The organism is Methanosphaera sp. BMS, from assembly GCF_003268005.1.
GTDB lineage: Archaea > Methanobacteriota > Methanobacteria > Methanobacteriales > Methanobacteriaceae > Methanosphaera.
The window spans coordinates 2,638,490-2,663,401 of record NZ_CP014213.1; the positions used below are offsets into that span (position 1 = coordinate 2,638,490).

The following is a 24,912-nucleotide window of genomic DNA, read 5'->3' on the forward strand; positions in this document are numbered from 1 at the left end:
CTTTTTTTTATTCTCGTGTCTTTTAGTGTTATGGTGGTGTTTATTCGTTTGATGTTGAATTGTTTATTTGCGTCTAGTCGTTTGTAGTTTTTGTTTCCGTATACACTGTTATGTTGTGTTTACGGTTGGTTTTTAGTAGTGGTAGTTTATAATGCATATTTGTTGTTCCGTTTTTTAGTCTTGGTGTTGCCATAGTTTTTCTGTTTATTTTTACTGTTGTCTTGATGATTCTGGTTATTTTGTCGGTGTTTTTTCTTGTTTTTTACCATGTTGGTGTTTTTAGTTGGGGGGTGATTGTTTGAGTTTTACTTCGTTATATGTATGTATAGCAAAATAAAATATAAAAGTCATCAAAAAAAGCATATCTGGCCCTGAGTCCAACACATTATTCCATAATCCCCATCCAACAGATCATTATCAAGTTTTATATGATTAATAATGACTAACATGTGGATATTATTCCATTAATAAAAAAATAATATTGTTACATTAATTTATATTCTTTTTATTGTCTGGTTAATTATGTTTTATATTTTGAAAAATGGAATTGGTGTATAATTAGTATGTCATTTCATGGTTTACATTAATTGTGGGAACGTTTTGGTTTTGTGTACATATGTATTGTATGTTAATAGGGTTTGTGTGTTAATTGAAGAGTAGGTGACTTAAATATTAATAAATTGATGTTTTGTGGGAATAATTGTGTATTGGGGTACAAGATTTAATTAAATACTACTTTTTGTGGGTACGTTTTGGTTTTGTGTACATATGTGTTTATTTGTTTATCGTGTTTGTTGGTAACTTTAAAATGAGTGATTTGAATATTCATTATTTGATTGAATTGTTTGGAGGGTACAATTATGTATTGGGGGTACAATATTTGATTGGATGCTGTTTTTTGTGGGTACGTTTTAGTTTTGTGGGTTCAAAGTAAGGTGTGTATGTTTATTTTTGTGGGTACGTTTTGGAATTGTGTACCCTGTATTGTATGTTAATCAGGTTGGTGTGTAACTTGAAGAATAGGTGACTTGAATATTAATAAATTGATGTTTTATTGTGAGAACAATTGTGTATTGTGGGTACAAAATTTAATAGGATGCTGTTTTTTGTGGGTACGTTTTGGAATTGTGTGCCTATGTATTGTATGTTAGTCAGGTTGGTGTGTAACTTGAAGAATAGGTGACTTGAATATTAATAAATTGATGTTTTATTGTGAGAACAATTGTGTATTGTGGGTACAAAATTTAATAGGATGCTGTTTTTTGTGGGTACGTTTTGGAATTGTGTACCCTGTATTGTATGTTAATCAGGTTGGTTTGTAACTTGAAGAATAGGTGACTTAAATATTAATAAATTGATGATTTATTGTAGGTACAATTGTGTATTGGAGGTACAAAATTTAAGGGGATACTGTTTTTTGTGGGAACATTTTGGTTTTGTGGGTTCAAAAGATGGGTATGTATATTTTTTGTGGGAACAATGCTGATTGTGTGTACAATATATTAAAATGTGTTCATGTAAACAATTACCTGCTTGTATATGTGTCAAAGATTCAATTGGGCTCAGATGATACGGAAGTTACAATGGATTTCACTCATAATATATGCTAACTTCACACACTAAAGGATAGTTAAAATACGTATCCAGGAACTTAAAAGAACAAGCAAATATTTTTTTTAAAAATAAAAAATAAGGATTAGGTGGTTAGGTAGTTAATGGTCTAGTTGGCCATTAATAAATTTCTCAACGTTGTCATGTGCTTCATCATCAGGATATTGAATTGGTGGGTGTTTCATAATGTATGATGAAATGGATGTTAACGCTCCACTGGTACCACGTTTTAATGCTAATTTACAGCATCTGATGGCGTCGATTACACATCCTGCACTGTTTGGGCTGTCTTCAACACTGAGTCTTAATTCTATGTTCATTGGGACATCACCAAAGGTTTTACCTTCCATACGTAAGAAACATAGTTTGTTATCCTTTTGGAATGGAACATAGTCACTAGGACCGATATGGATGTCATCATCATCAAGTCTGTGTGCTAATACGGATTGTACTGCTTCCGTTTTTGATTCTCTTTTTGATGCTAATCTGTCATGGTTTAGCATGTTCAGGAAGTCTGTATTTCCACCTGTATTTAATTGGTATGTACGTTCTAGTCTTACGCCCCTGTCTCTAAATAGGCTTGCAAGTGTTCTGTGAGTAATGGTTGCTCCGATTTGTGCTTTTATGTCATCACCGATACATGGAATTCCTTTTTCTCTGAATTTTTCTTCATAATCAGGGTCGCTTACAATGAATATCGGTACGCAGTTGATAAATGCAATGCCCGCATCCAATGCACAGTCTGCATAGAATTTACCGGCTTCTTCAGATCCTACTGGCAAGTAGTTTACAAGTATTTCGGCACCGCTTTGTTTTAGTAATTCCACTATTTCCTCTTGTGTTTTTTCAGCTTCCTTGGAGACTACGAATGTGGAGTCAGCTTTGTAGTTTTTCATATGTGGTGCTACACCATCCAATACTTTACCCATTGAAACAGTAACGCCCATTTCTGGAATGTCATCGCAGAATACTGTGGTACAATTTGGTTTTTCAAACATTGCTTGGCTTACGTCCTTTCCAACTTTTCGTTCATCGATATCTATTGCAGCTACGACTTCAATATCTGACGGTTTGTATCCGTCTATTGTCCAGTGCATTAATCCTTCCACATCTTCTTCATTCTTATCTTCGTAGTAGTATATTCCTTGAATTAAGGAACTTGCACAATTACCTAATCCTACTATTGCAATTTTAATTTTTTCCATTTTTCCACCTGTATATTTATTGTTATACGCTTGTCATTATATTATATGATAAACTTCTTTTAATTTTTTTGTATAATTTGGTATTATAATTATTGCCTTGAATCATTTTTATAATATAATCAATATTATTAATAGGTTTGGTTTTTTTAATATAATAATTTTTGCAAAGTTTTAACCTTTAAAGTGAGTTGATGATTTTGGGTTATATGATTTAAATACTTTTTTTTAGACTGTATATATCATTATATTGATGCTTTTGGCATACCCCTACTGGTTATCCAGTGATTTTGTAAGTTTGGCACTGATGTCATCTGCATGATGTAATGCAAGGGCTTCAGGTATTAATGGGTCTACCGTTGAACCCCATCCCAATTCCTTTTGTCCGTGGTGGCTTAAAATCATATGTACCAGTTTCGTTTTCACTTCTTCATTGATGTCCAGTCGTTCACATTGCTGTTCTACCATGTTGGCTCCTATATAAATATGATCCAAGAGTTTTCCTTTCCTGTTTATTGTTATCAGATTGTTTTCATCCAAATCATAGGTTTCTATTTTTCCTATATCATGAAGGATTGCGGCAGTAATTAATAAATCCTTATCAAGTTTCTCATAGACCTGGCATAGATTTAAGCATATTGATATTACTTCGTTGGTATGTACAATCAGTCCGCCTTTATAGTTGTGATGATGTATTTTGGCCGCCGGTGCGTTAATGAATTTCTCTCTCAATATTTCATCGGTAAATATGCTTGATAAGAGTTTTACCATGTCCTTGTTTTTTATTTCCTTTTGTATGTTGAAGAAGTACTCTATATGTTTGTCCAGTTTATGGGCTGTTCTTTTAAATTCATCCATGTTATATTTCTTGGAATCCCTAATGTCATCTATTAATATGTTGAATTTATTGCTGCCTACGGGAAATTCACGTATTTTTCCAACAATGTTATATACATTGTTTACGCTTATGTTGTCATATCTTTTTTTACAGTTGTTTGTAAACATTCTTGCTTTAATGCTTCCTGTTTTGTCCTGTAATGTGAATTCAACATAGGGCTTGTTGTTCTTGTCCTTTTTTATTTCCTTTGTCGTTATTAGAAATTGGGAGATTATGTCTCTTGATTGATTAAATTTATTTATATAATCCGCTTCTTTTTTTACCATATTTTTGCCTTTTTGTTCTATAGTACTTTTTTTATAATCGTTGATTATTATCTTTTTTTAATGTTATGATTGTCTGATGCTTCGAAGGGAAATTTCTTGTATGGTTCGTATTCTTTTATTTTAAAGTGTTGTCGGTTCCATTTTCTTGATTATCAGTATCATGAATGATACTACCAGTGGGAAGAAGAATAAATATAATATTATCAGTAGCTTTCCGTCGATGATGGGTCCTGTCACTGTGGTTGCGGCTATGATCATGATAAACAATATGACCGGTATCAGTACGGCTACGAACATGTATATCAGCATTATTGAATTTAGTTTTTCTGAGTATTCCTTATATTTTATCTTCATGTTTTCATTGTTTTCATTGGCTAGGCTATTTAATGTCTTGGAGAGGTTTCCTCCACTATTCAATGTTCTTTTTATTTGATTTACTGCTTTCTTCATTGTCTGGGTATCGTTTCGTTTTACAAGGTTGTCAAATGCCTCATTGTAGTTGGTTCCATAACGTATTTCTTCCAGGGTTATCTTGAATTCATCGGATAATTTGCCGTAGTCACTGCTAGCTACCGTTTTCATGGCATCAAAAAGTCCTATTCCTGCCTGCAGTTCGATTGATATCTGTCTTAATGCATAGGGAAGTTGTTTTGTCACTTCGATTTGTCTTTGTTTTTCCTTTATTTGTGGATATGACTTGTATATGGCCAGCGTTATAGCTATTATTATGATGAGTTCTATGAGCAATATGTTTTGCAGGTATATTGATATCAGAAGTAGTATGATTGGAAGGACATATCTGCTTTTGTCTTCTTTTTTTTCATTTTTGTTTATTGTGAGTATTTTTTCAATACTTTCCTTTTCTATGATGTTTTTTTGACTACCTCTTCTGTGGTTGAAATTTCTCTTCAACATTCTTTCTTTTATTTTAATTGTAGCTTTTCCTATTTTTATAATGTTATGTCTGATCATAATTTTTATCGAGTGTACCTTTAATTATTTTAGTTGTCATAGTATTTGTTGATAATTTCTTCCGTGTTATCTATATTCTCTTCATTCTTTTTTTCCAAAACTTCAATTATGTATCTTTGCCTATTATCGATTTCATCCAGCACATCCTTGTATGATAATCCCTTCATCTCCGCTATCCTGTTTAGAACATTGCATGATATTGCCATGAACTCTATCCTGTCCTTTTGTGGGTTGTAGTTGTAGATTTTATTTAACTGCAGATTGTCCAACTCCATTCCCGTAACCTCAACAACCTCCGTTATTCGTCGGATGTTTCCTTTCTTATTGTTGTAAAGTCTTTTTTGCATGATTATAAAATCTATCGAATTAATCATTATCTTCGGCACATTCATTGGCGGATTGTTTAGCCGGGTTATTGTTTCATGGCTACTGTTTGCATGTAACGTTCCCATTCCTGAATGACCCGTATTCAATGCACCAAATAGGGTGTTTGCTTCCTTGCCTCTGACTTCACCGACTATTATCTTATCGGGCCTTTGTCTTAACGAGTTTTTAAGAAGCAGGTCCATGGTGATTTCGCCCCTGTCTTCTATATTGGGGGGTCTTGTTTCACATCTTATTATGTGCTTGTGATTTATTTGCAATTCCATGGTGTCCTCTATTGTTATGATCCGCTCATTGGGGGGTATGAATGAACATAGGCAGTTAAGGGTGGTTGTCTTGCCGGAACCGGTTCCACCTGCAATTATGATATTTGACGAGTATGTATTCATGCCCTCTATAATCATCCATAGAAATGCCGCCAGGTGTGTTGAAATCGTATTTGTTTCTATCAAATCGAAGATTGTAATGGGCGTCTTTTTAAATTTCCTGATTGTCAATGTTGGACCGTCGGGTGTAATTGGTGGTATGGTAGCATTTATCCTGCTTCCATCTGGCAGTCTTGCATCCAATAGGGGTGTTTGTTTATCTATCTTTCTTTGCACCTGGTTTGCTATTTTTTCTATAATCTGTCTTATTTCATTGTTGTTTAACGTTATGTTTGTTATCATCATCCCTTCCCGTCTATGGTATACATATACTGGATTCTTATCGTTGATAATCATTATCTCCTCCAGGTTGTCATCCTTTAACAGGTCATTGATCTTTCCATATCCCTCGGAATCCAGTTTCAGCTTCCTTAGTATCTGCTTAATGTCAAGATTGTCATTGTTGGATAGCCGGGCAATAAGCCTTTCATCAATAGTTATGTCGGGATTGTTTACCTGAAGCTGTATGACTTTGTCCTTGATTGACGTGTATTCTTCTTCATGTTCATTTCTTAAGTTGATGTTTTCTTTTGTTTTGTATGTTTTTATGTTGTTGTTTTGATTCATAATGTACTACACATACATAATTATTACTTTCATAATATATTAGTATTACTATTATTTTTATTACCATGAAAAAATAAATATAAAAACATGAAATGTCAATGTGAAAAAAGTTGTATAATTGATAAAAGACAACTGCTAAAAAAAACGAATGGATTATACGCTCCCTGCGATGAATGCAACACCAAAAAACTAAAAAAATCACTGCCCATAACAAGACAGGTCAAAGCGGATAAGATAAATGCCCGCTACGGACTATGTTCAAATTGCAAAAAAAGAAACATAGACTACGTGATGGCACACATACTCAAAATACTGATGGACAACAATCTGCAAAGTGATTCGGCATCTATCCGGAAAACCGGAACGCCCCTGATAACACCAGGAGTATACCTTGAAAAACAGCCATACCTCTCAGAAAACACACTGATTATCCTCATAGATAACATCGATAAAAAAACGGCACAGATTATCTTAGAAGAAGTTCCTGAAGTAAAGGGGGTATTGAAGGGCAACATCAACAATACCGTAGGACAAATAACCGAAAAAGATGAAGTATACAACTACGAACTGCTGGCCGGATGCGACATTAGATGTGACATTCAGAATACTGATGCCGGAGAGATAATACTATACAAGCAGCAATCAAAGATTCACATTGAATATCCGAAACTTGAGTCTCCGAAGATACTTGAAGTTAAAGAGGCACTGGAAAAATATGACAATCCAAGAGTGATAGATGCAATGTGCGGGCCGGGAACACTGGGAATATATGCACTAAAAAGGAATGCCGAACGGGTAATCTTCAATGACATATATAAGGACGCCATAGATAACCTGAAGTTAAACCTTGAAATAAATCAAATAAATCCTGATCAATACGAAATATACAATAAGAATCTTGATGACTTGATAAACCTGGTTGATTCAAAATATGACATAGGATTAATAGATGCATTCCCAAACGTCGATACTGCCGATTATGAAGACAAACTAAAAAATATCTGTAAAGATGTAATCATAATCTAAAACAGTCCAAGATACGTGATGATTGATGGGACTATCAAAACACCCATCAGATTACTCTTGCTGATGTCAAGATAATTGGGAAGTAAACCCAACGCGGTACCTGTAACATAACATATCAATACATATATCAATGGTGCATTTGTAACAACAGAATATGCCAGCACTATAAATGTAACCAGAACAACCAAAGCGATGTTCAAATTATAATAATTTACATTATTGACCCTCTCGATAACATAATCACCTAATTTTATGGAAATGATGCATGACAACGACACGCTAACCAATGCTATGAATATGAAAAAAATCACATGCACCAATTCCAAATTGCTTAAAATATAACTTACATACATGCTAACGGCACTTCGTGGATTTCCTATCAGATATATCGCTATCAATGAAAAGATCGTATCCGATATGTTAACGCCACTGTTTGTCAGAAGAAAATCCTCGGGAGTGATATTTCTATTGAAAGTCAATGTCTGTGCTATGATGCTGCCCTGAGCAGGACCAAGACCCGGAAGCAAGCCTAAAATACAACCCGAAATGCTGCCCGCAAATGTTGACTTTATAAGGCGATTGTTGATGTTGATGATTTTATCATTTCTTTGTGGCGGAAGATGTGACTTTTTGGTAATGGAATACAATAATGTGCTGATGCTGAACAATGCAGATAATATGCATAGCAATGCTGTATTGCCACTTAAATTACTATTCAGGACAAAATAACCCAATATTCCAGATAACAAAAAGATTGCTAGGCTGTAAAGCCTGTGACTGTTGCTTTTATTTGTAAAATAAATCATCAACGTCATGGTAATGATTAACAGATATGCAATGAATTCCTTTAGAAAGCCGTAAAGAATTGGCAGAATCATAAACAATAAAGGAAGCAGGATAACTAGGATAATGATTGACAAAAAACCTCCAAAGCTTACAAGTCTTATTGCCTTATGACCTTCACCCTTAAAAAGTAATCTATGGGCAGGTTGAACGCTTGTGATGGTATCCTCGGTTGACAATCCGAATATCAATGAAGGAATAAATTCAATCATTGCATGAACAACCGCAATTGTCACGAAGAATGTGCATAGTGTTATGCTGCTAGTATGGTTTAAGATTAAATCTGATGATGAAAATACGATTATGCCCACAGTATTTACGTGTAGGCCGGGAGTTAATCCAGTTAAGATTCCAAAAAATATTCCTGTGATGATTGCTAATAAAATTTCTATCATAACATACTTAATACTTATTTATACAAAAAGTAATATTTATATTTTATTATTGAAAATATTTTAGAAAAATGGCCATATATGTTTAAATAATTATAAATTTATTTGAGTAATATCATATTTTTTTTAACATCATATCCTCTTATCAATTCATCTTTTTGGATAATATTCGCATTTCTCATGAATTAATTGAAAAAGGTTGTCGAAAAAAACTGTGTACTGAAAATAAGTTGTTTTTTCAAAATTTAATTAATTAATATAAAAAAAGTAGTTTAACAAGAGAGCTATTCAGGTAATAACCCTCTTGATTTCTAGTTATAGTAAACTAGTCGTGTTTCAAGTGTATATTTCTTGACGTAATGACTTTAATATAAGTTTTCGAACTTACATTAATCTTCTTACATCAGTAACTTCTACACTAGCAACGCCATCTAAATCTGCTATTGCTTTTTCTGCTGGTTCAGTTCCACCTTCACCATCATCCACTACAATAGTCACATTTAATGCTACTAATCCAAATCCGATAGGTTCTTCTTCAATTCTTTCAAATTCTTCTTCACCTACGGCACCCTGGATGCTTGATTTTAATGCTTCTAAGTCTACATCCGGACTTTCAGGCATTACTTTTAATATTCCTGCTACGTCAGACATTAATATCACCTAATATATTTTTTTTTATTTTATTCTATCATTTAAAGTTAATCTAAGGTCCTTTAAATCCACATTCACATGTGTATTCATGTCCAAAGGTTCTGCATTTAGGACATCTGTATATGTCTGCATCACATTCAGGACAGTAGAATTTTACATATTCATCGATTGGTGAGATTTCTTGTTTACAAGAAGTACAAATCATTTTTTCTGCCATACTGTTTTACCTCCTTATATGTGTATTTATTGTATGAAAACCATTTAAGTGACATAGTACTCTCTCTGGGTAGATACCATTCATCACAAAACAGTCTAAATTATATTTAATTAATAATTTTGGTAAGCATTTATCCACAGAAGTTTCTTCAAAAATTAATAGTTCATTAGCACTTATACTTTTTATAAGATTTTTGTCATTTGAGAAAATGTTACCTCTATATATACCATCTACATTTGTTAATATTAATAGTTTGGCATTTAGTCTATGTGCAAAGTAACATGCAATTGAATCGGATGTTATGTTCCATGAATGTTTTAGCGGGTCTTCACTCTTCAATATTTCAAAACTTAATAATAAAGGTATCTTGCCGTCATCATGAACCTTTTTGATATCCTCTAGTTTGGTGATAGGTTGAATGTGTTTATTTCTGCTGGCTATCAACTCTCCAATAATGTCCATACATTTAATTGCACTCCAATGCATAACATCATCGGAAAAATCATATTCATCATTATATTCCCTTAGCTTATTTGCAAAGTCCCCTCCGCCATTGATAAGCACTATTTTTTCATTGGATTTGGCCAGGTATTCGCATAGCCTATCGGTATGCTCTGGAAATAAACTGCCACCAATTTTTACTACCGTCAGCATTAAAATCATCTATAATAGTTTTAAGTGTCCCGTCAGTTCATCAAGTTTATCATCGGGGTATGGGCCGACACCGACACATGTCTTGGTATTGGATTCTATCTGTGTATGTCCGGCATCTGTTATCAGTGCACATGGAATTCCTTCAAATTTGATTTTTCCATATAACTCCAGTAAATCTTTTTCGGACGGTACTTTCAGGACTACCTTTTTCTGGCCGGTTAATTCCCATTTTCTTATGCGTAATTTGTCAGCCTTCTTGTATGCTGCCAGGCAGGCATGACATGCTTGTGCGGCAATTTTTCCCTTGCCCATCTTCAAATCAGTTCTCATTAATATTACTTGTTTCATATTAAACTTCCCATTATCGGATCTTTTTGTTTCAATCTATTTCCTATTCGTGACGTGTCTACGCTATACACTTCCATCTGTGGTATGATGACACGGACAACAGGGATATCTATGTCCCTTGTTAGGTTTACATAGTATGCATCGGTAATGCCCGATTTTTCAAGTAATCTCATTGTTATGTCAATATCCTCTTTAAATGAATCTGATGACCTGTCGGGTATGTCCTCCAGGTTGATTGTCTTCTCGGACTTTCTAAACCAGTGTTTGTTGAGTCTTTTCATCCGTTCATATCCCGTTTGACGTAGCAGATTTGCTCTTGTAGTATCCTCACGTGTTCCATGTATCTGCGTAGCCCTGCTTTGAGCCACTTCTGTTATTGCTCTTATTGCCGCTATATCCGGGTCCAGGTGTGTTCCAATACCCAGCGTTAATAATGCTGGATCTTTCAGTGTCAAATCCTCCGATACTGCTGCTATTGTAGGTATCTGATTTTCTATAGTCAAGTCAAGTAGTTTTATGGAGACATTATTGTTTTCGAATTTCTCCAGTAATTCCAGGATATATTCGTTATCCGTATTTTCACAGTTGATTTCGGCTTTATCCTCCTTGAATACTTCAAAAAAGCTCCAGGCATCCCTTTCAACCACTTCCATCAGTCCATGAAATATAGCTTCTTCCAATGCGTTTCCCGAGGCCAGACCATTTGTATTTGATAAGTGTATATGATGCACTCCCTTTGAATTATATGGATGATAAACGGCATTTGATGGAACATACACTTCCTTTTGTGTCTTTATGGAAGTTGCCTTGGTCCATTCAATCTCTTCATCATGATAAGAATCCTTCGGAAGAATCAATTCTTCAGGATCAATACAATCAGCCGGATTATATCTTTTTATTATGTTTTCATCCGTTTCCTGTTGTTCGGCAGAATATCTTTCGATTGCTTCCATTATTGAGGATACCTTTGCATGAATGTCTGTCGGACCTTTGCCGGCGTATACGCTAACTGCACCTTCTTCTGCCAGTGGCCTTACGGATGTATAGACTGGTATGTTTAGTCTGTCAAGATGGGTTATCTTGCTTGTTCTTGTAAGACCTATATCCATTGTGATATCCGATATTTTATCCAATGTCTCTTCTGGTAGATTGGTCCGATGTGTTGATTTCTTATATTTAATTGGAGCCTCGTTTAACATATAAATCAATATCTATTTTTTTAATTTTTTTCTTTTGTTTATTAATTACTATCTTTATCGTTGATTGTTGATAAAACTTTTTAGACAACCGGGTTGTGATGTCAAAAGGTGTGATGATTTTTCATATATGTCCTATTGTTCACGTGCATGAACAAAAAATAATTAAAAAAATTAAAGGGGGGTTTAGTGGATATAAGCAGATAGTGTTAATAATCCGGATATTACAATACTTATAAGCCATATCGGTAGGTTCCAACTTATAACCTTAGAACCATCAAGTGGTGGTATTGGAAGTAGGTTAAACAATGCTAGGAAACTGTTGATGTTAAATCCTATCACTGATAAGAAATATAGATAAACCATCATATCAATGTTGGAAAGTGTGACAAGTGGTTGAATTGATATTTGGATACCTAAGAATATCAACGCTAATATTATATTTACAATAGGCCCTGCTATTGATATCTTACCATTTTCCTCCTCGCTTATAATGCCGGTGGGAGAACCAATCATAACGGCTCCGGGTGCAAAGAATAAAAAGCCCATTAAGGCTGTTACTATTCCCAGCATAAGTCCTTTGTCTGATCTTCTAAACTCTGCATAAAATCCATATTTCTGTGCAACAAACTTATGGCCCAATTCATGCAATACGAAACCCAATCCTACCGTAACAAATGCTATTGGTATGAATAATAATAATTTATCCACTGTAATGTTGGGTCTACTGTACATAAATGAAATAATCAATGTAAGAACAATGATGGATATGGATAAGTCTATTTTTTCCTGCTTTGAAAATTTGTTCATTTAATTTTCTCTCCGTTTATTATTATCATTAATATTATTGTATATGGATATTTATATATTTATTAGTTTAAATAAGTATTAATGATGATTAGCATATTTCTAATAGGAAAATAAATAGGCTGTGACTACTTATGAAAAATAACGAATTAATAACAAAATTAAATGAAGACAACATAGATTCAATGTTTGTATATAAGCCAGAAAACATCAAATATATATCCGATTTTTATCCATCAAGCTTCGCATATTTAATCATAACTGATGAACCAGTATTATACGTAAACAGTATAGACAAGGAGGATGCTTCAAACCTATCACAGGTGGAAGTAAGGGATGTTAAGAAATTAAGCCAAATCAAAGAGGAACTAACGGGTAAAATAGCCGTTGAAGAGTCACTTGAGTTTTCCATGGCAAAGTATTTGAGTGATAATTTGAATGACTTAAGCGTCTCGGGTGTAATCGAGGATTTAAGAAAGACAAAGACTGATGAGGAAATCACCAAGATAAAAAATTCCATAGCGATAGCCGAAAATGCCATAGGGGAAATAGACTTTACAAGTACTGAAAAGTATGCGGCTGCCACGCTTGAGTTTGACATGACAATCAACGGCTCCATAAAACCTGCATTTGATACCATCGTTGCATCAGGTAAACGTTCAAGCATGCCTCATTCTGTCACGTCAATGAATCGCGTTGAAACTCCTATCGTTGTTGATTGGGGAGCAAAGTATGATCATTACTGCTCTGATATAACAAGAACATTCATTGACAGCGAACGTCAGGAGGAAATATGGAATATTGTATTGGAAGCTCAGACGGCGGCTATAAAAACTATTTGTCCCGGTGTTGAAATATCCGAGGTTGATAAGGCTGCAAGGGATGTTATAACGGAGTATGGTTATGGTGAATACTTCATTCACAGTACCGGTCATGGATTCGGGTTGGACATTCATGAGAATCCTAATGTTTCAAAGAATTCAAATGGTGTTCTTGAAGAGAATATGGTTATCACAGCAGAACCTGGTATTTATATTCCAGGGGAGTTTGGTGTCCGAATAGAGGATGATATTCTTGTTAAAAAGAATCCTAAGCAGTTAACTACATTGGATAAGAAGTTGGACTTCCTGTTATGAACTTCTTTTTTTTAACTTTTTTTCAATCATTTGTTTGATATTGTTTCATAATTATGCAAATATATTAATTATTATCATATACTCTTTTCATATTGTTGAAAATTATTTAAATAATAACAGTCATAATTAATAGTAATAACATTATGTATATGGAAATTATTAAAAAAACAAATGAATTAATAAGAAAATTAATATCCGACGATGACCTGGAGTATATGCAGGATATATTAATCCAATTGAAAATTTACCACCAGATAACAGATATTCTTACATATATCCTATTGGTTACATTAATTGTCTTTCTATTATTGTTTTTTATCTCATTGATATTCGGAGTATCGGTCTTTATAGTGCTACTGTCAACATTGCCCGTGATGCTTTTTATCAACTACCTGGTATATAAAAAGCAAAAACGATTAGATTCAATAGAAGAGGACTTGCCCGATTACCTGTTACAGGTTGCATCACTATTAAATGCAGGTATGGCACTTGAATCATCCTTTGATGAGATATCAAAAAATATGGACGGATACCTGAATGATGAAATCAAAAGGGCATTGATAGAAATCAGGATGGGAAAAACATTCAATGATGCATTCATGGATATTGCAGATAGGTGTGATTCATATAATCTGAACAAGGCAATTCAAATAATAATAAACACCAAGGAAAGTGGTGGAAATCTGTCTGAAATACTGATTGTTATGGCTGATGACATCAAGCAAACACAACTATTAAAAAGGAATAAAAAAACGAGTGTAATGATGTCCGTCATGTTTCTACTGGTCTCTGCTATTATAGCCACACCATTTTCCTTTGCAACAATACAGATATACACAATCTTTTTGGAATCGGTTGGAAAAACAAACTCTCTGATTGATGTAATACCAATAGCCAGCAACGGTTATATAATAATACATTCGTTATTGGTCAGCATATTGATAGCAATTGTAATGGAATCAAATTATAAAAAATGTATAAAGTGGATTGTGATAATACTGCCCTCTTCAATGGCTGTATTTTATTTTTCAAAAATGCTAATTGGAACGATATTGGGAATTTAATGGTGAAATAAATGTCTGATTTTTATTATGATAATAAAGCACAGGTATCGGCGGAGTTTATATTACTGATTGCAGGATTAATGCTAATAGTATTATTTGCCATGCATATCTATCAGCAATATCTAAGTGATTTGGCCAATCAAATAAATGATACCGAGTTGAATGAGCTGATTGATAAGATAGACAGCTTAAATGAGTACGTCTAATTGTTAAATGTCAATTTAACCGTATATTATAAGAAAAAATTGAGGGGAGGATGAGGTTCTAATCTTTAATGTATGCATCAACCAGGTTTCTTGTTTCATTAAATGCATTAACATCGATGTGTTTTGGAAGACTTCCCAATTCTCCTTCAACGTCCTTAAGAATTCCTTCTCCCGCACCTAAAAACATTCCCTCACTGGCAATTCCCATAAATTCTGATGGCGGAAGTAGACTGACGGCTACATGGTCATTATCCTTAACGGTCAAATCATTGGTTATGACGGTTATTGCACGTTTTCCCAGATTTACATTACATACCATCAAATTATCGGTTTTCTGATGTTTGCTTACACTGACAAGTTCTCCCACTACAATATCCACACCAATTACGGGATCATCTATTTCTCCCAACATCAATCTATCCGGCAAGCCCCTTATTGTATTGAAAAAGAACTTCATTTTAGATAATGGTAAATCAAGTTTTTCACGTTCTTGTCTGTTTAATTCAGACTGGAATTTCTTTGCATAATCCTCTCCACCAAGATTTTCAATAATCTCATCCATGCTTTTTAATAGATTTTCCATCTGGGGAGTTTTGGCTAACTCTTGTGGGCTAACATATGAATAGTATAACGTTTGAATATCCGGATTCATATTCTTAGCAATTAATCTTACCTGTTTCTTATTCCATGAACCCCTGAGGTTGGAACCTTCAACTACTCTTATAAAATCCTCTACGGCTTTTTCAGCTACTTTTAATCTATAATCCTTACTAGTATCCCACATATTATCGTCCTTGATTGTTCATTTAATTTAATATATTTATTCGCTTATTTTTCATTGTTATGTATATTATTTTTAATTTAAATCATATATTATTTTCTGGTTAGTGAAATTCAATTAAAGTCTATCTTTTTTTGGATTGAAAATATCAAGGTAATTATTATATATTATGTAAAATATATATTATATGTAATAGAACTTTATAAATAAAAAGTTTCAATTAGGGGATATTGAACCAATAAAATCAGTAATAGATTATATCTCATTAATTACATTTAAAATAAATAATTCGGTGATAATTTATGGTAAACTTATCAACATTTTACAACTTAAACGTTTATAACACAGAAGGAAAATTCATAGGTCAAATATGTGAAGTAGTGCTGAATATTAAAAAAGGAAGAATCTCATTTTTCAAAACAAAAGCTCTAACTCAAAATAAGGCAAGTCTAGGATTTGCAGATGTGTTAAAAAATCTGAGATTTGAACAGGAAGAAGAAAACTTGAAAGAAGTAAGTACTGAAGGTACTCTCGACATTCCATATGAACTCGTATCAGCAGTAGGCGATATCATAATCGTTGATCAAAACAAATTAACACAGTATCAAAATGAATTAAAAGCTAAAGAAGTCAAATCACAACAAGTTAAAAGGCCTGCACCTACCATTAAAAAGTAATTTCGGTGTATTTTAATGAAAATAGGCATAATAGGTTGTGGAGCAATAGCATCAGCATTGGTTGATTTTGTAGAAAAGGGTAAATTGGATGCAAATCTTCACTGTTTTTATGATTTAAGTCCAGAAAATGCTCAAAAATTAGCATCAAGAATAGATGCACAGGTAGCCTCGGATATAGATGATTTAATAGAAAAATCTGATTTGATTATGGAGGCGGCATCCCAGCAGGCAGTCATATCAAACATTCCTTATATATTGGAACATAAAAGGGATGTTGTTATAATGAGTGTGGGTGCATTGATGGATAAAGAATTTCATGACAGGATACAACAATTGGCTAAGGAAAATAAATGTAAAATATATTTACCGACAGGTGCCATAACCGGTATCGACACGGTCAATGCTGCAAATATGGGGAAAATTACCCAAGTATCACTAACCACACGTAAACCACCTGTATCATTAGGTGTCCACTTAGATGGTGAGGATGAAAAGGTACTCTTTGAAGGAAAAGCATCAGAGGCAGTTAAATTATTCCCTAAAAATATTAACGTTTCATCCACATTAAGTCTGGCATCAGGTATTGACGTTGATGTAAAAATCATTGCGGACCCAAAAATTAAAAACAATACTCATGAAATTCATCTTAAAGGTAGTTTTGGTGAATTAACCACCATCACATCAAATGTAAGTAGTAAAAACAATCCAAAAACAAGTGCACTGGCTGCTTACTCTGCTGCCAGTCTCTTAAACAAATTAAATAAAACAATACAAATTGGTTCATAGACATAATATATCATAAGATATTTTATTCATTATCACCCAATTTTACTTTTTTCTAAACCACTCTTTTTTCGGTGATTTACTTGAAATCATATGAAATCTTTTCTAATTTAAAGGTAGTTGAAGACATGCCCATAATCATCCGATTGGATGGAAGATATTTTTCCAGATATACAAAAAATTTGGAATTGGAAAAACCATTCGATACAAGATTAAGGGATATATTCATAGGAATATCCAAGGATCTAATAAGGGAGTTCAACGCCAAATACATATACACTTTCTCCGATGAAATAAACATATTGATGGACAACATACCATTCAATGGGAGAATAGAAAAGATAGATTCGGTGATGGCTTCTTATGCTGCCTCATCATTTAACAGACATCTATATATGAATGAGCAACTGTTTGAAAAGTCAGTACAATCAGACATGCTGGCATCATTTGACTCAAGAATAATAATGACACATCAAAATATTGACAATTACTTCAAATGGCGTCAGGATGAAGCATGGAGAAATTGTATTAATTCATACGCCCAGGCATTATTGAATAAAACACATGCTCCAAGACAGACGGCTGAAATATTGTATAAACTCAATAAAAAGGAGCTTCATGATTTGTTATTTGAAAACGGCATCAACATAGCCCATGTACCTGCATGGCAAAGAAGAGGAATAGCTGTGTACAAAGAAAAGTATGAAATCAGGGGGTTCAATCCTAAGGACAATAGCTCCACAATATCATATAGAAATAAAATTAAAGTTGACATGCAACTAGATTTATTTAATGGTACGAACAATATATAAACTATTAATTACTTATTTTTTGAATATAAGTTGAGGCAATAAATATGGATTTTAATAAAACATTGGCAAAACTATTAGGAAACGATAAAAGAATTAACGAAGTTCAAATAGATACAAGAGTCATCGATGAGATAATAAAAATAGCAAAAAATGCTGATCCAAAGGAGTATGTTGCTTTATTATCCGGTAAAATAAAGGATGAAATACTTAAGATAACAGGTCTGATATTTCTGCCATTTGAAGCATCAGAAAACAGTGCAGTAATGCAGGTATTCATGATGCCATTGACAACAGATGCTGTAGGTTCAATTCATAGTCACCCTGGCCCAAGCAATCGTCCATCAAATGCTGATAAAATATTTTTTGGAAAAAACGGTTATTTCCATATAATCATATGCAGGCCATATAATGAATTAACCATTGCAGGATATGATGCATTCGGTGAACCGATGCCATTTACCGTTACAGATTTGGGTGATGAAATAGAACTTAAAAGATGGGATGAATTGGATATTGATAAGGAGTTATTTGATGAGGAATTATTGGCTGAACTTGAAAGACTAGAACATGAAGAAAATAATCTTTGTGATGATAATTCTAATGAATTAAGCCAGGACACAACCGAAACATCAAATGATGTTAACCAATCCATAACCAATGAATCCAAAGTGTTAAATGATAGCCAAAATAAAATATCAAATAAAGATAATTCGGATGATAAGTATTATATTAACTCAACATCAAGTAAAAAACAGCAAAACGATAATCTTGAAGATAATTCAAAAAGTATAGGTGAAAACATGAATAATAAAAACAATGAAGAAAAAGAAGTGAAAAATCCAGAAGTCATAGAACCACAGGTTCCAAAAACAGTCAATCTTCAAATAGAAGCCGGAGGCAAAGTCATTGAAAAGGTATTGCCTCTTCCACCCGAATATGAAATAGGTGATGAATTGATTGTTGATGTAAGAACTGACAGAACACCTGGGGATAATATTGATGAAATATTACTCAGTGTTAAAAAATCCCCTGAAAACCTTGCGAAAATGGAAGAAGTTCAAAACATTGATGGCAAATCAACCGATGAAATAGATAAGGAAATACAACAAATGGAAGCAGATATTCAGAGATTAAAAGAAGAAAATGAACGTCTTCGTAAAAACAATGGATAACTCTTCCAATAATTTTTCTCCTTCTTTAAACTTTTTTGACGTGACTGCATTATATTCCAATCTTTTTTTAGCCAATTGGCGTTGAAGAAATTGTATCATCATCAAATGTTATTGATATTACTTCTTATTTGGTTTAATTATCCGTTTAAAAAATAGTTTGAATTTAAATTTGGTAATATTGGGGTTTATTTTTAAAAAAGAAAGAGGAGGGATTTATAATTTAACCGCTTTAACGGTATAAATTTTCTCATCTTTTAATAGTTCACAGACTGCATCTTCAACAATTTCTGAATCTACTTTTAGAACCATTACAGCTTCGCCGCCTACCTCTTTTCTACCAACCTGCATTTCAGCAATGTTGATTTCGTAGTCGCCTAATATCTTGCCAATTTTTCCTATGGTTCCAGGTAAATCCATGTATGAGATTATTCCCATGTACCCTTCAGGAGTCATGTTTACTGAATACTGATCGATTGAAATGATTTTAGGTTCCTTGTTTTCGATAATTCCTTCAATGTTCATTTCCTTATCATCATATTTAACGTTGACTTTCATGTAAGCGTCATATTTTTCGTTGTCTGTTTCACCTTCGGTTAAACCAATGCCTCTTTGTTTAGCTACTGCTTTGGCGTTAACGGAGTTTACAGGTTCTGTTAATATAGGGTTTAGGAATACTTTTAATAATTCTCTTGTCAATGGTTCTTTGGATCTTCCTGATACTTCTCCACCGTATACGATGTTTAATTCAGTAATGTTAGGTGTTGTTGTCTGTACTAATATTTGACCTAGTTTGTCGGCTAATTTGAAGTATGGTTTTAACTGTTGAAATGTTTCTGAGTCAACAATGGGCATGTTTAAAACATTTGTTGGTGTTTGCTTGTTTAAAACATTTTTTACTTCTTTGGCAACGATAATTGCCGCGTCACGTTGAGCTTCTTTTGTTGAAGCTGCTATATGTGGTGTTAGCACTACATTGTCAAGTGTTGTAAGGGGACTGTCTGTTAATGGTTCTTCTTCATACACATCTAAACCTGCTTTCATGTCAGGTCTTTCCTTTAAAGCTTCATATAAATCTGCTTCGTTGATTATTCCACCTCTGGCACAATTCAAGATTATTGCATGATCCTTCATTTTTGCCAGTTGTTCTTTGGATATTAATCCTTTGGTTTCAGGTGTTAAAGGTACGTGTATTGTCATAACATCCGCTTTTTGGATTAAATCATCAAGTGTGGTTATTTCCACGCCTAATTCTTTTGCAGCTTCTTCTGTTATGTATGGGTCGTATACTATTACATCCATTTCAAATGCTTTGGATCTTTTAACTACTTGGCTTCCTATTCTTCCCATTCCGATTACACCAAGAGTTTTGTTTCTTAGTTCCATTCCCATGAATTTACTTTTTTCCCATTTGCCTGCTTTTACGGATGCATCTGCTATTGCTATTTTTCTGCTTAATGCTAACATTAAACCCATAGCATGTTCTGCTACTGTGATGGATGTTGATTGTGGGGCATTTACAACCATTATTCCTTTGTCGGTAGCTGCATTCACGTCAATGTTGTCTACTCCAACACCTGCTCTTGCAATTATTTTAAGATTTTCAGCTTTTTCAATAACTTCTTTGGTTACTTTGGTTCTGCTTCTTACTATTATACCTTCATATTCATTGATGGTTTCAAGAAGTTCTTCAGGTGTAATCGTTGGATTGTTAACTACTTCTGCAGAGTCTTTCAATACTTCTACACCTTTTTCATTAATACTGTCTGCAATTAATACTTTTGGCATTTTTATCTCCTTTATTATTTGTTATGATAATGATTATCATTTGATATCATTAGTTATAGTAATATTTTTAAATCAATAATTTTTTTGATTAATAACAGTAATAATTATGTTTTTAATATTATAAATAATATAATATATTTAAGTAACATATTTAGGACATGATTTTTTATGACATTTAGTGAAGTTATTTTAGGTTGCTCTCCATTCACATTGGGCTATCAGTTTGGGCACAGATCCAGATTGTATGAACTGGACTTTTCAAATCAACCGGAAAACATTCTTGAAGTAATAGATAGGGCATATGAGTTAAACGTAAAAAATATAATGCTTAAACCAAACAAAGACTTGGAAACTGCTATTTGTATGTCTGAAAAAAACGGTAACGAGTGGACAGTTACGGCCTTCAGTGATTGTGAAAATATTGATGATGACTTGGAACTATTTTCTGATTTCAATACAAAACGTGTAATATTAAGCGGTGAATTTATCGATAGAAAAATAGCTGAATCAGACTATGATACTATATGTGATTATCTAAACAAGGTATCTGATGCATCATTTGAGGGAGCCATTGAAACAAGGATGCCTTTCAAGAATTTGCCGCTGATTAAAGAATCATCATTTGTCGATGAGTTTAAGACCATTATGATTCCATTAAACTTCTATGGTTATATGATGGACTGTAACTTTTTTGATGGTGAAAACAGAAATCTTTTTTCAGAAAGAGTAAAAAGTCTAAATAAGGAGGTTATAGCTAATCGTACACTTGCTACAGGAATACTGCAGCCACAGGAGGCCTATGACTTCTTAAAGAATATTGACTATATTGACGCAGTTTGTGTGGCAGTTGCAAAGGTCAGTGAGGCAGAGGAGACATTCTCAATAATCAACGGCATATTGAAATAACATTATTCTCCCTCATTTTCCCTTTCTTTTATTAATTTTTCAAGATCCTTATTTTTTTCCATGTTATCCAGTTCCCATGTATATATCACAGGGATATTCTTTATGGAATTCTGTTCATGTTCATGCTTAAGTACAAACAATGCTTTATGTCCTGTAATGGATGAGATGTCATTGGTTTTTTCAGCTATCTTGCTTAATGTACTGATGTTTCTGTTTCTTTCCAAATTGGTAATCAGGATTTCATTGTTCACAGTCTTTTTAGCCAGTTTTTCTTTTATCTTTTCGATTTCATCAATTTTTTCGGACAACTGTTCTTTTAATTTCAGAACTTCCTTCGAATCATCAGTTCTTGTTGAGACTGCATCAAATGGTGTTTTTGTGGATGAATTTACTTCATAACCTAATTTTATTAACTCGATAGGTTCCTGTATCTTGGTATCGAGAATATGATTGTGTTCTGATTCAAGAATGTTAATAGATAATGTAATTGGCTTGTTAAGTATTTCCTCCAGTAGCAGTGCCGTTTCGGGATAAGCCTGGGAGTTTTGCTGTTCATATTTATAAATGGTCTCCCTGGATACATGTGTCAGGTCAGCCAATTCCTTAAGGGACAGATTTTTTTCTTCTCTCAACTGTTTTAATAGTCCACCGTTAATCTTAACATAGAATCCTCCACGTTTGGAGAGTATCTCCGGATGCATATCATTTGCAATGATATCATAGAGTGTCTGTGGACTGACTGCAGGTATTTCATGTCTTTCATACACCACATCATCTTCAAGGTAGCTGTGCTTTGATTTCAAACCGATGATTATGGGACTGGCCAGGAAGGTCCCTGATATTTTAGATAATTCCTCCGCCTGCTGGGTAGTTAAGCTGTCAATGTTTACAAGAATTTTTAAAATGATTAATATGTCCTTTTTTCTTGCAAGAATATCAAAACAACTTCTTTCATAGATATTTGAAGTTTTAAAACCAAAATTAATGAGTAAATTATTGATTTCATGCAGTATGGTTTCACGGTTTATCATGGAATTATCTACTTTCATAATATATAATATATATTCATAGTTAATAAAACTAATATATAGAAAAAATTAAAATCCACATATATTATCATAACAGTAATATATTTTTTTTTGATTTATAGGAGAATATATTTTGAATTCAAACGATAAAATCACATTGCATGTGGGTCTGGATGATACCGATTCAACAGAGGGAATGTGCACTACATATCTGACACACATCATATTGGAAAAGCTAGAGCAAATGGGAATTAAAGCACTGGACTATCCTAGACTGATTAGACTTAATCCATTTGCAAGATATAAGACCAGAGGAAACGGTGCATTATCATTTGTAGTTGAAATAGATACGTCAATGAGGGATACGGTTAAAAATCTCGTGTTGGAAAATGTCGAGAAATATTCAATGTTTGAGGGAGTAAATACCAATCCGGGTGTGGTCTTTTATGAGGGAGAAATTACCGATAAGATGACCGAATATGCATTAAATGCCATATACAATATATACACTATTGAATATGCCGAAAAATTTGCCGTAGACAATAACATCGAATATCATAAATTCAAAAAGGGAAGGGGTATCATAGGTGCTATTGCAGCAATAAGCATAGTTCTTGATGATGTGACCTATGAATGCCTGGCATATAGGATGCCCGAAAACTACGGGACAAAAAGAAGACTTGATGAGGACAGCATATTCCGCATGAATGATGAAACCTATCCAGAAACCTTTGAAAACATTGATTTTGAACAGAATTATGCCGCTATAGAACCGCATACTCCATGTCCGGTATTATATGGAATAAGAGCTAATAATCCAGAAATACTTGAGAAGGCCAGAAGTATAGTTGTAAGTCATGAGGATATGGAAGGTTACAGAATATTCAAGACCAATCAGCATACCGATATGCACATTCAATGTGGTGTTGACATAGCAGATATGAAAAACACTTCCTGCTACAAGTTCAAGTGTCATGTTGTGGAAGCTCCCCATGACATTGAGGGAGGACATGTGTTTTTCAAGGTATCCGATGATACGGATGTCATAGAATGTGCCGCATTTGAACCTACAAAGTCATTCAGAAACATAGTCAGAAAATTGATAGTGGGTGATGAGTTGCTCATATATGGGGGCATAAACGATAATCATACTCTGAACATTGAAAAATTCAAGCTCTTAAAGATGGCCTCCAAATTCAATTTGGTAAATCCCCTGTGTAGTTGTGGAAAACGCATGAAATCAGCCGGTAAAAATAAGGGATTTAAATGTTCAAAATGTGGAAATAAACTTAGAAATTCATCCAAAGTCAAGGAAGTCATTTCCCGGGATGTTGAATTGGGTTTTTATGAAGTTCCCACTGAAGCTAGACGACATCTATCCAAACCGATAATCAGATTTGATTAAAAATGATTATTCCTTTTTAAATATTTTTTTTATTTTTTTACAATTTTTTGATTATTCCTTATTATATTCCAAAGCTATTTTTTTCATCTGTAGACTATCTTAAATTATTTCATTTATCATCAAATTCTATAATTATATAACTAATAACAGATAATATATATTATTATAAGATATATTTTTTGAACTGATTATAATATAACATAATAAATTTTATGTTAAATATTAGTTCTCATGTCTATCTTGAGGTGATAACTAGTTTGTTGTAACTCGATAAAAATTCAATTAAAAAGAAATATTATGTTTATTTTAAAAAAAATTTTTTTAACATAATATAATTTAAATATAAAAAGATCATATTAAAGGGTGATTTATAATGGCATCAATTTCTGAAACTATCTCAGCTATCAGACAAGCAGAATCTGAAGCAGATAGTATAATAGAAAACGCAAATAAAAAATCAACTGAAATGATCCAAGAAGCTCGTTCAAACGCCGATTCATTAATTGAAACAGCTAAAGCTGAAGCTGAAGACCAAGCTAAACACATAATTTTAGCAAAAGAAGAAGAAGCAGGCAAAGAAGCTGTAATTATTACAAATGAATCAGAAGCAAATATCAAAGAATCATTAAGAGGTTCTCATGATAAAGTAGATGACGCAGCTGAAATAATAATCGAAACTGTATTATAAAGGGATGACT

Annotated in this window: 25 protein-coding genes; 11 read left to right on the forward strand and 14 right to left on the reverse strand. The window is 33.4% G+C overall.

Translation table 11 applies throughout. From position 1 onward, the window contains the following. Positions 1 to 1,712: 1,712 nt before the first annotated feature. From AW729_RS10090 to AW729_RS10105, 4 genes are all read right to left on the reverse strand, one after another. The gene (locus AW729_RS10090; RefSeq protein ID WP_112124997.1) at positions 1,713 to 2,816 is read right to left on the reverse strand and encodes an inositol-3-phosphate synthase; all 1,104 of its coding nucleotides are present in this window, start codon (positions 2,814 to 2,816) and stop codon (positions 1,713 to 1,715) included. 267 nt (positions 2,817 to 3,083) lie between these two features. Beyond that, the gene (locus AW729_RS10095; RefSeq protein WP_112124998.1) at positions 3,084 to 3,977 is read right to left on the reverse strand and encodes a 3'-5' exoribonuclease YhaM family protein; all 894 of its coding nucleotides are present in this window, start codon (positions 3,975 to 3,977) and stop codon (positions 3,084 to 3,086) included. Positions 3,978 to 4,097: 120 nt separating this feature from the next. Continuing rightward, positions 4,098 to 4,892 carry a type II secretion system F family protein gene (locus AW729_RS10100; RefSeq protein WP_162685892.1) on the reverse strand — a complete coding sequence of 265 codons (795 nt, stop codon included), beginning with the start codon at positions 4,890 to 4,892 and terminating at the stop codon, positions 4,098 to 4,100. A gap of 86 nt (positions 4,893 to 4,978) precedes the next feature. Then, on the reverse strand, positions 4,979 to 6,325 hold the full coding sequence (locus AW729_RS10105) for a CpaF family protein (protein ID WP_112125000.1): 1,347 nt from the start codon (positions 6,323 to 6,325) through the stop codon (positions 4,979 to 4,981). A gap of 87 nt (positions 6,326 to 6,412) precedes the next feature. On the opposite strand from AW729_RS10105, the gene AW729_RS10110 reads away from it, so the two are divergent. After that, positions 6,413 to 7,351, forward strand: a complete 939-nt coding sequence (locus tag AW729_RS10110; RefSeq protein WP_112125001.1) for an RsmD family RNA methyltransferase — start codon at positions 6,413 to 6,415, stop codon at positions 7,349 to 7,351. Here AW729_RS10110 and AW729_RS10115 read toward each other — a convergent pair. From AW729_RS10115 to AW729_RS10145, 7 genes are all read right to left on the reverse strand, one after another. Further along, positions 7,348 to 8,589 carry a tripartite tricarboxylate transporter permease gene (locus tag AW729_RS10115; RefSeq protein WP_112125002.1) on the reverse strand — a complete coding sequence of 414 codons (1,242 nt, stop codon included), beginning with the start codon at positions 8,587 to 8,589 and terminating at the stop codon, positions 7,348 to 7,350. The genes AW729_RS10110 and AW729_RS10115 overlap by 4 nt on opposite strands. Before the next feature lie 381 nt (positions 8,590 to 8,970). Then, positions 8,971 to 9,237 carry an elongation factor 1-beta gene (locus tag AW729_RS10120; protein ID WP_112125003.1) on the reverse strand — a complete coding sequence of 89 codons (267 nt, stop codon included), beginning with the start codon at positions 9,235 to 9,237 and terminating at the stop codon, positions 8,971 to 8,973. Positions 9,238 to 9,289: 52 nt separating this feature from the next. After that, positions 9,290 to 9,454: a zinc finger domain-containing protein gene (locus tag AW729_RS10125; RefSeq protein ID WP_112125004.1), complete on the reverse strand. Its 165-nt coding sequence runs from the start codon at positions 9,452 to 9,454 to the stop codon at positions 9,290 to 9,292. A 6-nt stretch (positions 9,455 to 9,460) separates the two neighbouring features. Beyond that, the gene (locus AW729_RS10130; protein WP_112125005.1) at positions 9,461 to 10,108 is read right to left on the reverse strand and encodes a delta 1-pyrroline-5-carboxylate synthetase; all 648 of its coding nucleotides are present in this window, start codon (positions 10,106 to 10,108) and stop codon (positions 9,461 to 9,463) included. A 9-nt stretch (positions 10,109 to 10,117) separates the two neighbouring features. Then, a complete protein-coding gene (gene pth2 / locus AW729_RS10135) occupies positions 10,118 to 10,456 on the reverse strand; it encodes an aminoacyl-tRNA hydrolase (RefSeq protein WP_112125006.1) in 339 nt (112 codons plus the stop codon). After that, on the reverse strand, positions 10,453 to 11,655 hold the full coding sequence (locus AW729_RS10140) for a YcaO-related McrA-glycine thioamidation protein (protein WP_112125007.1): 1,203 nt from the start codon (positions 11,653 to 11,655) through the stop codon (positions 10,453 to 10,455). Before AW729_RS10140 ends, pth2 begins: the two co-directional genes overlap by 4 nt. Positions 11,656 to 11,838: 183 nt before the next feature. Then, positions 11,839 to 12,462, reverse strand: a complete 624-nt coding sequence (locus tag AW729_RS10145; protein ID WP_112125008.1) for a site-2 protease family protein — start codon at positions 12,460 to 12,462, stop codon at positions 11,839 to 11,841. A 131-nt stretch (positions 12,463 to 12,593) separates the two neighbouring features. Here AW729_RS10145 and AW729_RS10150 point away from each other — a divergent pair, with 131 nt between their 5' ends. The 3 genes from AW729_RS10150 (at position 12,594) to AW729_RS10160 (ending at position 14,865) form a co-directional block, all read left to right on the forward strand. Continuing rightward, positions 12,594 to 13,595 (forward strand): Xaa-Pro peptidase family protein, encoded by a 1,002-nt coding sequence (locus AW729_RS10150; RefSeq protein ID WP_112125009.1) that lies wholly within the window; start codon positions 12,594 to 12,596, stop codon positions 13,593 to 13,595. 143 nt (positions 13,596 to 13,738) lie between these two features. After that, on the forward strand, positions 13,739 to 14,659 hold the full coding sequence (locus AW729_RS10155) for a type II secretion system F family protein (RefSeq protein ID WP_112125010.1): 921 nt from the start codon (positions 13,739 to 13,741) through the stop codon (positions 14,657 to 14,659). 11 nt (positions 14,660 to 14,670) lie between these two features. Then, a complete protein-coding gene (locus AW729_RS10160) occupies positions 14,671 to 14,865 on the forward strand; it encodes a class III signal peptide-containing protein (RefSeq protein ID WP_112125011.1) in 195 nt (64 codons plus the stop codon). 58 nt (positions 14,866 to 14,923) lie between these two features. Here the strand turns inward: AW729_RS10160 and AW729_RS10165 are convergent, their stop codons facing one another. Then, positions 14,924 to 15,649 (reverse strand): tRNA-binding protein, encoded by a 726-nt coding sequence (locus tag AW729_RS10165; protein ID WP_112125012.1) that lies wholly within the window; start codon positions 15,647 to 15,649, stop codon positions 14,924 to 14,926. Positions 15,650 to 15,948: 299 nt separating this feature from the next. Here AW729_RS10165 and AW729_RS10170 point away from each other — a divergent pair, with 299 nt between their 5' ends. The 4 genes from AW729_RS10170 (at position 15,949) to AW729_RS10185 (ending at position 19,090) form a co-directional block, all read left to right on the forward strand. Then, positions 15,949 to 16,323 (forward strand): PRC-barrel domain-containing protein, encoded by a 375-nt coding sequence (locus tag AW729_RS10170; RefSeq protein WP_112125013.1) that lies wholly within the window; start codon positions 15,949 to 15,951, stop codon positions 16,321 to 16,323. A 15-nt stretch (positions 16,324 to 16,338) separates the two neighbouring features. Beyond that, entirely contained in the window at positions 16,339 to 17,109 is a 771-nt protein-coding gene (locus AW729_RS10175; protein WP_112125014.1) for an aspartate dehydrogenase, read from the forward strand. Positions 17,110 to 17,189: 80 nt separating this feature from the next. Next, positions 17,190 to 17,918 (forward strand): tRNA(His) guanylyltransferase Thg1 family protein, encoded by a 729-nt coding sequence (locus AW729_RS10180; protein WP_162685893.1) that lies wholly within the window; start codon positions 17,190 to 17,192, stop codon positions 17,916 to 17,918. 44 nt (positions 17,919 to 17,962) lie between these two features. Further along, positions 17,963 to 19,090 (forward strand): Mov34/MPN/PAD-1 family protein, encoded by a 1,128-nt coding sequence (locus AW729_RS10185; RefSeq protein WP_112125016.1) that lies wholly within the window; start codon positions 17,963 to 17,965, stop codon positions 19,088 to 19,090. 213 nt (positions 19,091 to 19,303) lie between these two features. Here AW729_RS10185 and serA read toward each other — a convergent pair whose 3' ends face one another. Then, a complete protein-coding gene (gene serA / locus AW729_RS10190; RefSeq protein WP_112125017.1) occupies positions 19,304 to 20,875 on the reverse strand; it encodes a phosphoglycerate dehydrogenase in 1,572 nt (523 codons plus the stop codon). Positions 20,876 to 21,043: 168 nt separating this feature from the next. On the opposite strand from serA, the gene AW729_RS10195 reads away from it, so the two are divergent. Then, positions 21,044 to 21,781 (forward strand): hypothetical protein, encoded by a 738-nt coding sequence (locus AW729_RS10195; protein ID WP_112125018.1) that lies wholly within the window; start codon positions 21,044 to 21,046, stop codon positions 21,779 to 21,781. A 2-nt stretch (positions 21,782 to 21,783) separates the two neighbouring features. Here the strand turns inward: AW729_RS10195 and AW729_RS10200 are convergent, their stop codons facing one another. Then, on the reverse strand, positions 21,784 to 22,830 hold the full coding sequence (locus tag AW729_RS10200; protein ID WP_112125019.1) for a transcriptional regulator: 1,047 nt from the start codon (positions 22,828 to 22,830) through the stop codon (positions 21,784 to 21,786). A gap of 112 nt (positions 22,831 to 22,942) precedes the next feature. On the opposite strand from AW729_RS10200, the gene AW729_RS10205 reads away from it, so the two are divergent. Together AW729_RS10205 and ahaH are read left to right on the forward strand one after the other, a co-directional pair. Then, on the forward strand, positions 22,943 to 24,214 hold the full coding sequence (locus AW729_RS10205) for a DUF1743 domain-containing protein (protein ID WP_394339560.1): 1,272 nt from the start codon (positions 22,943 to 22,945) through the stop codon (positions 24,212 to 24,214). Positions 24,215 to 24,587: 373 nt separating this feature from the next. Then, the gene (gene ahaH / locus AW729_RS10210; RefSeq protein WP_112125020.1) at positions 24,588 to 24,902 is read left to right on the forward strand and encodes an ATP synthase archaeal subunit H; all 315 of its coding nucleotides are present in this window, start codon (positions 24,588 to 24,590) and stop codon (positions 24,900 to 24,902) included. Positions 24,903 to 24,912 lie beyond the last annotated feature (10 nt).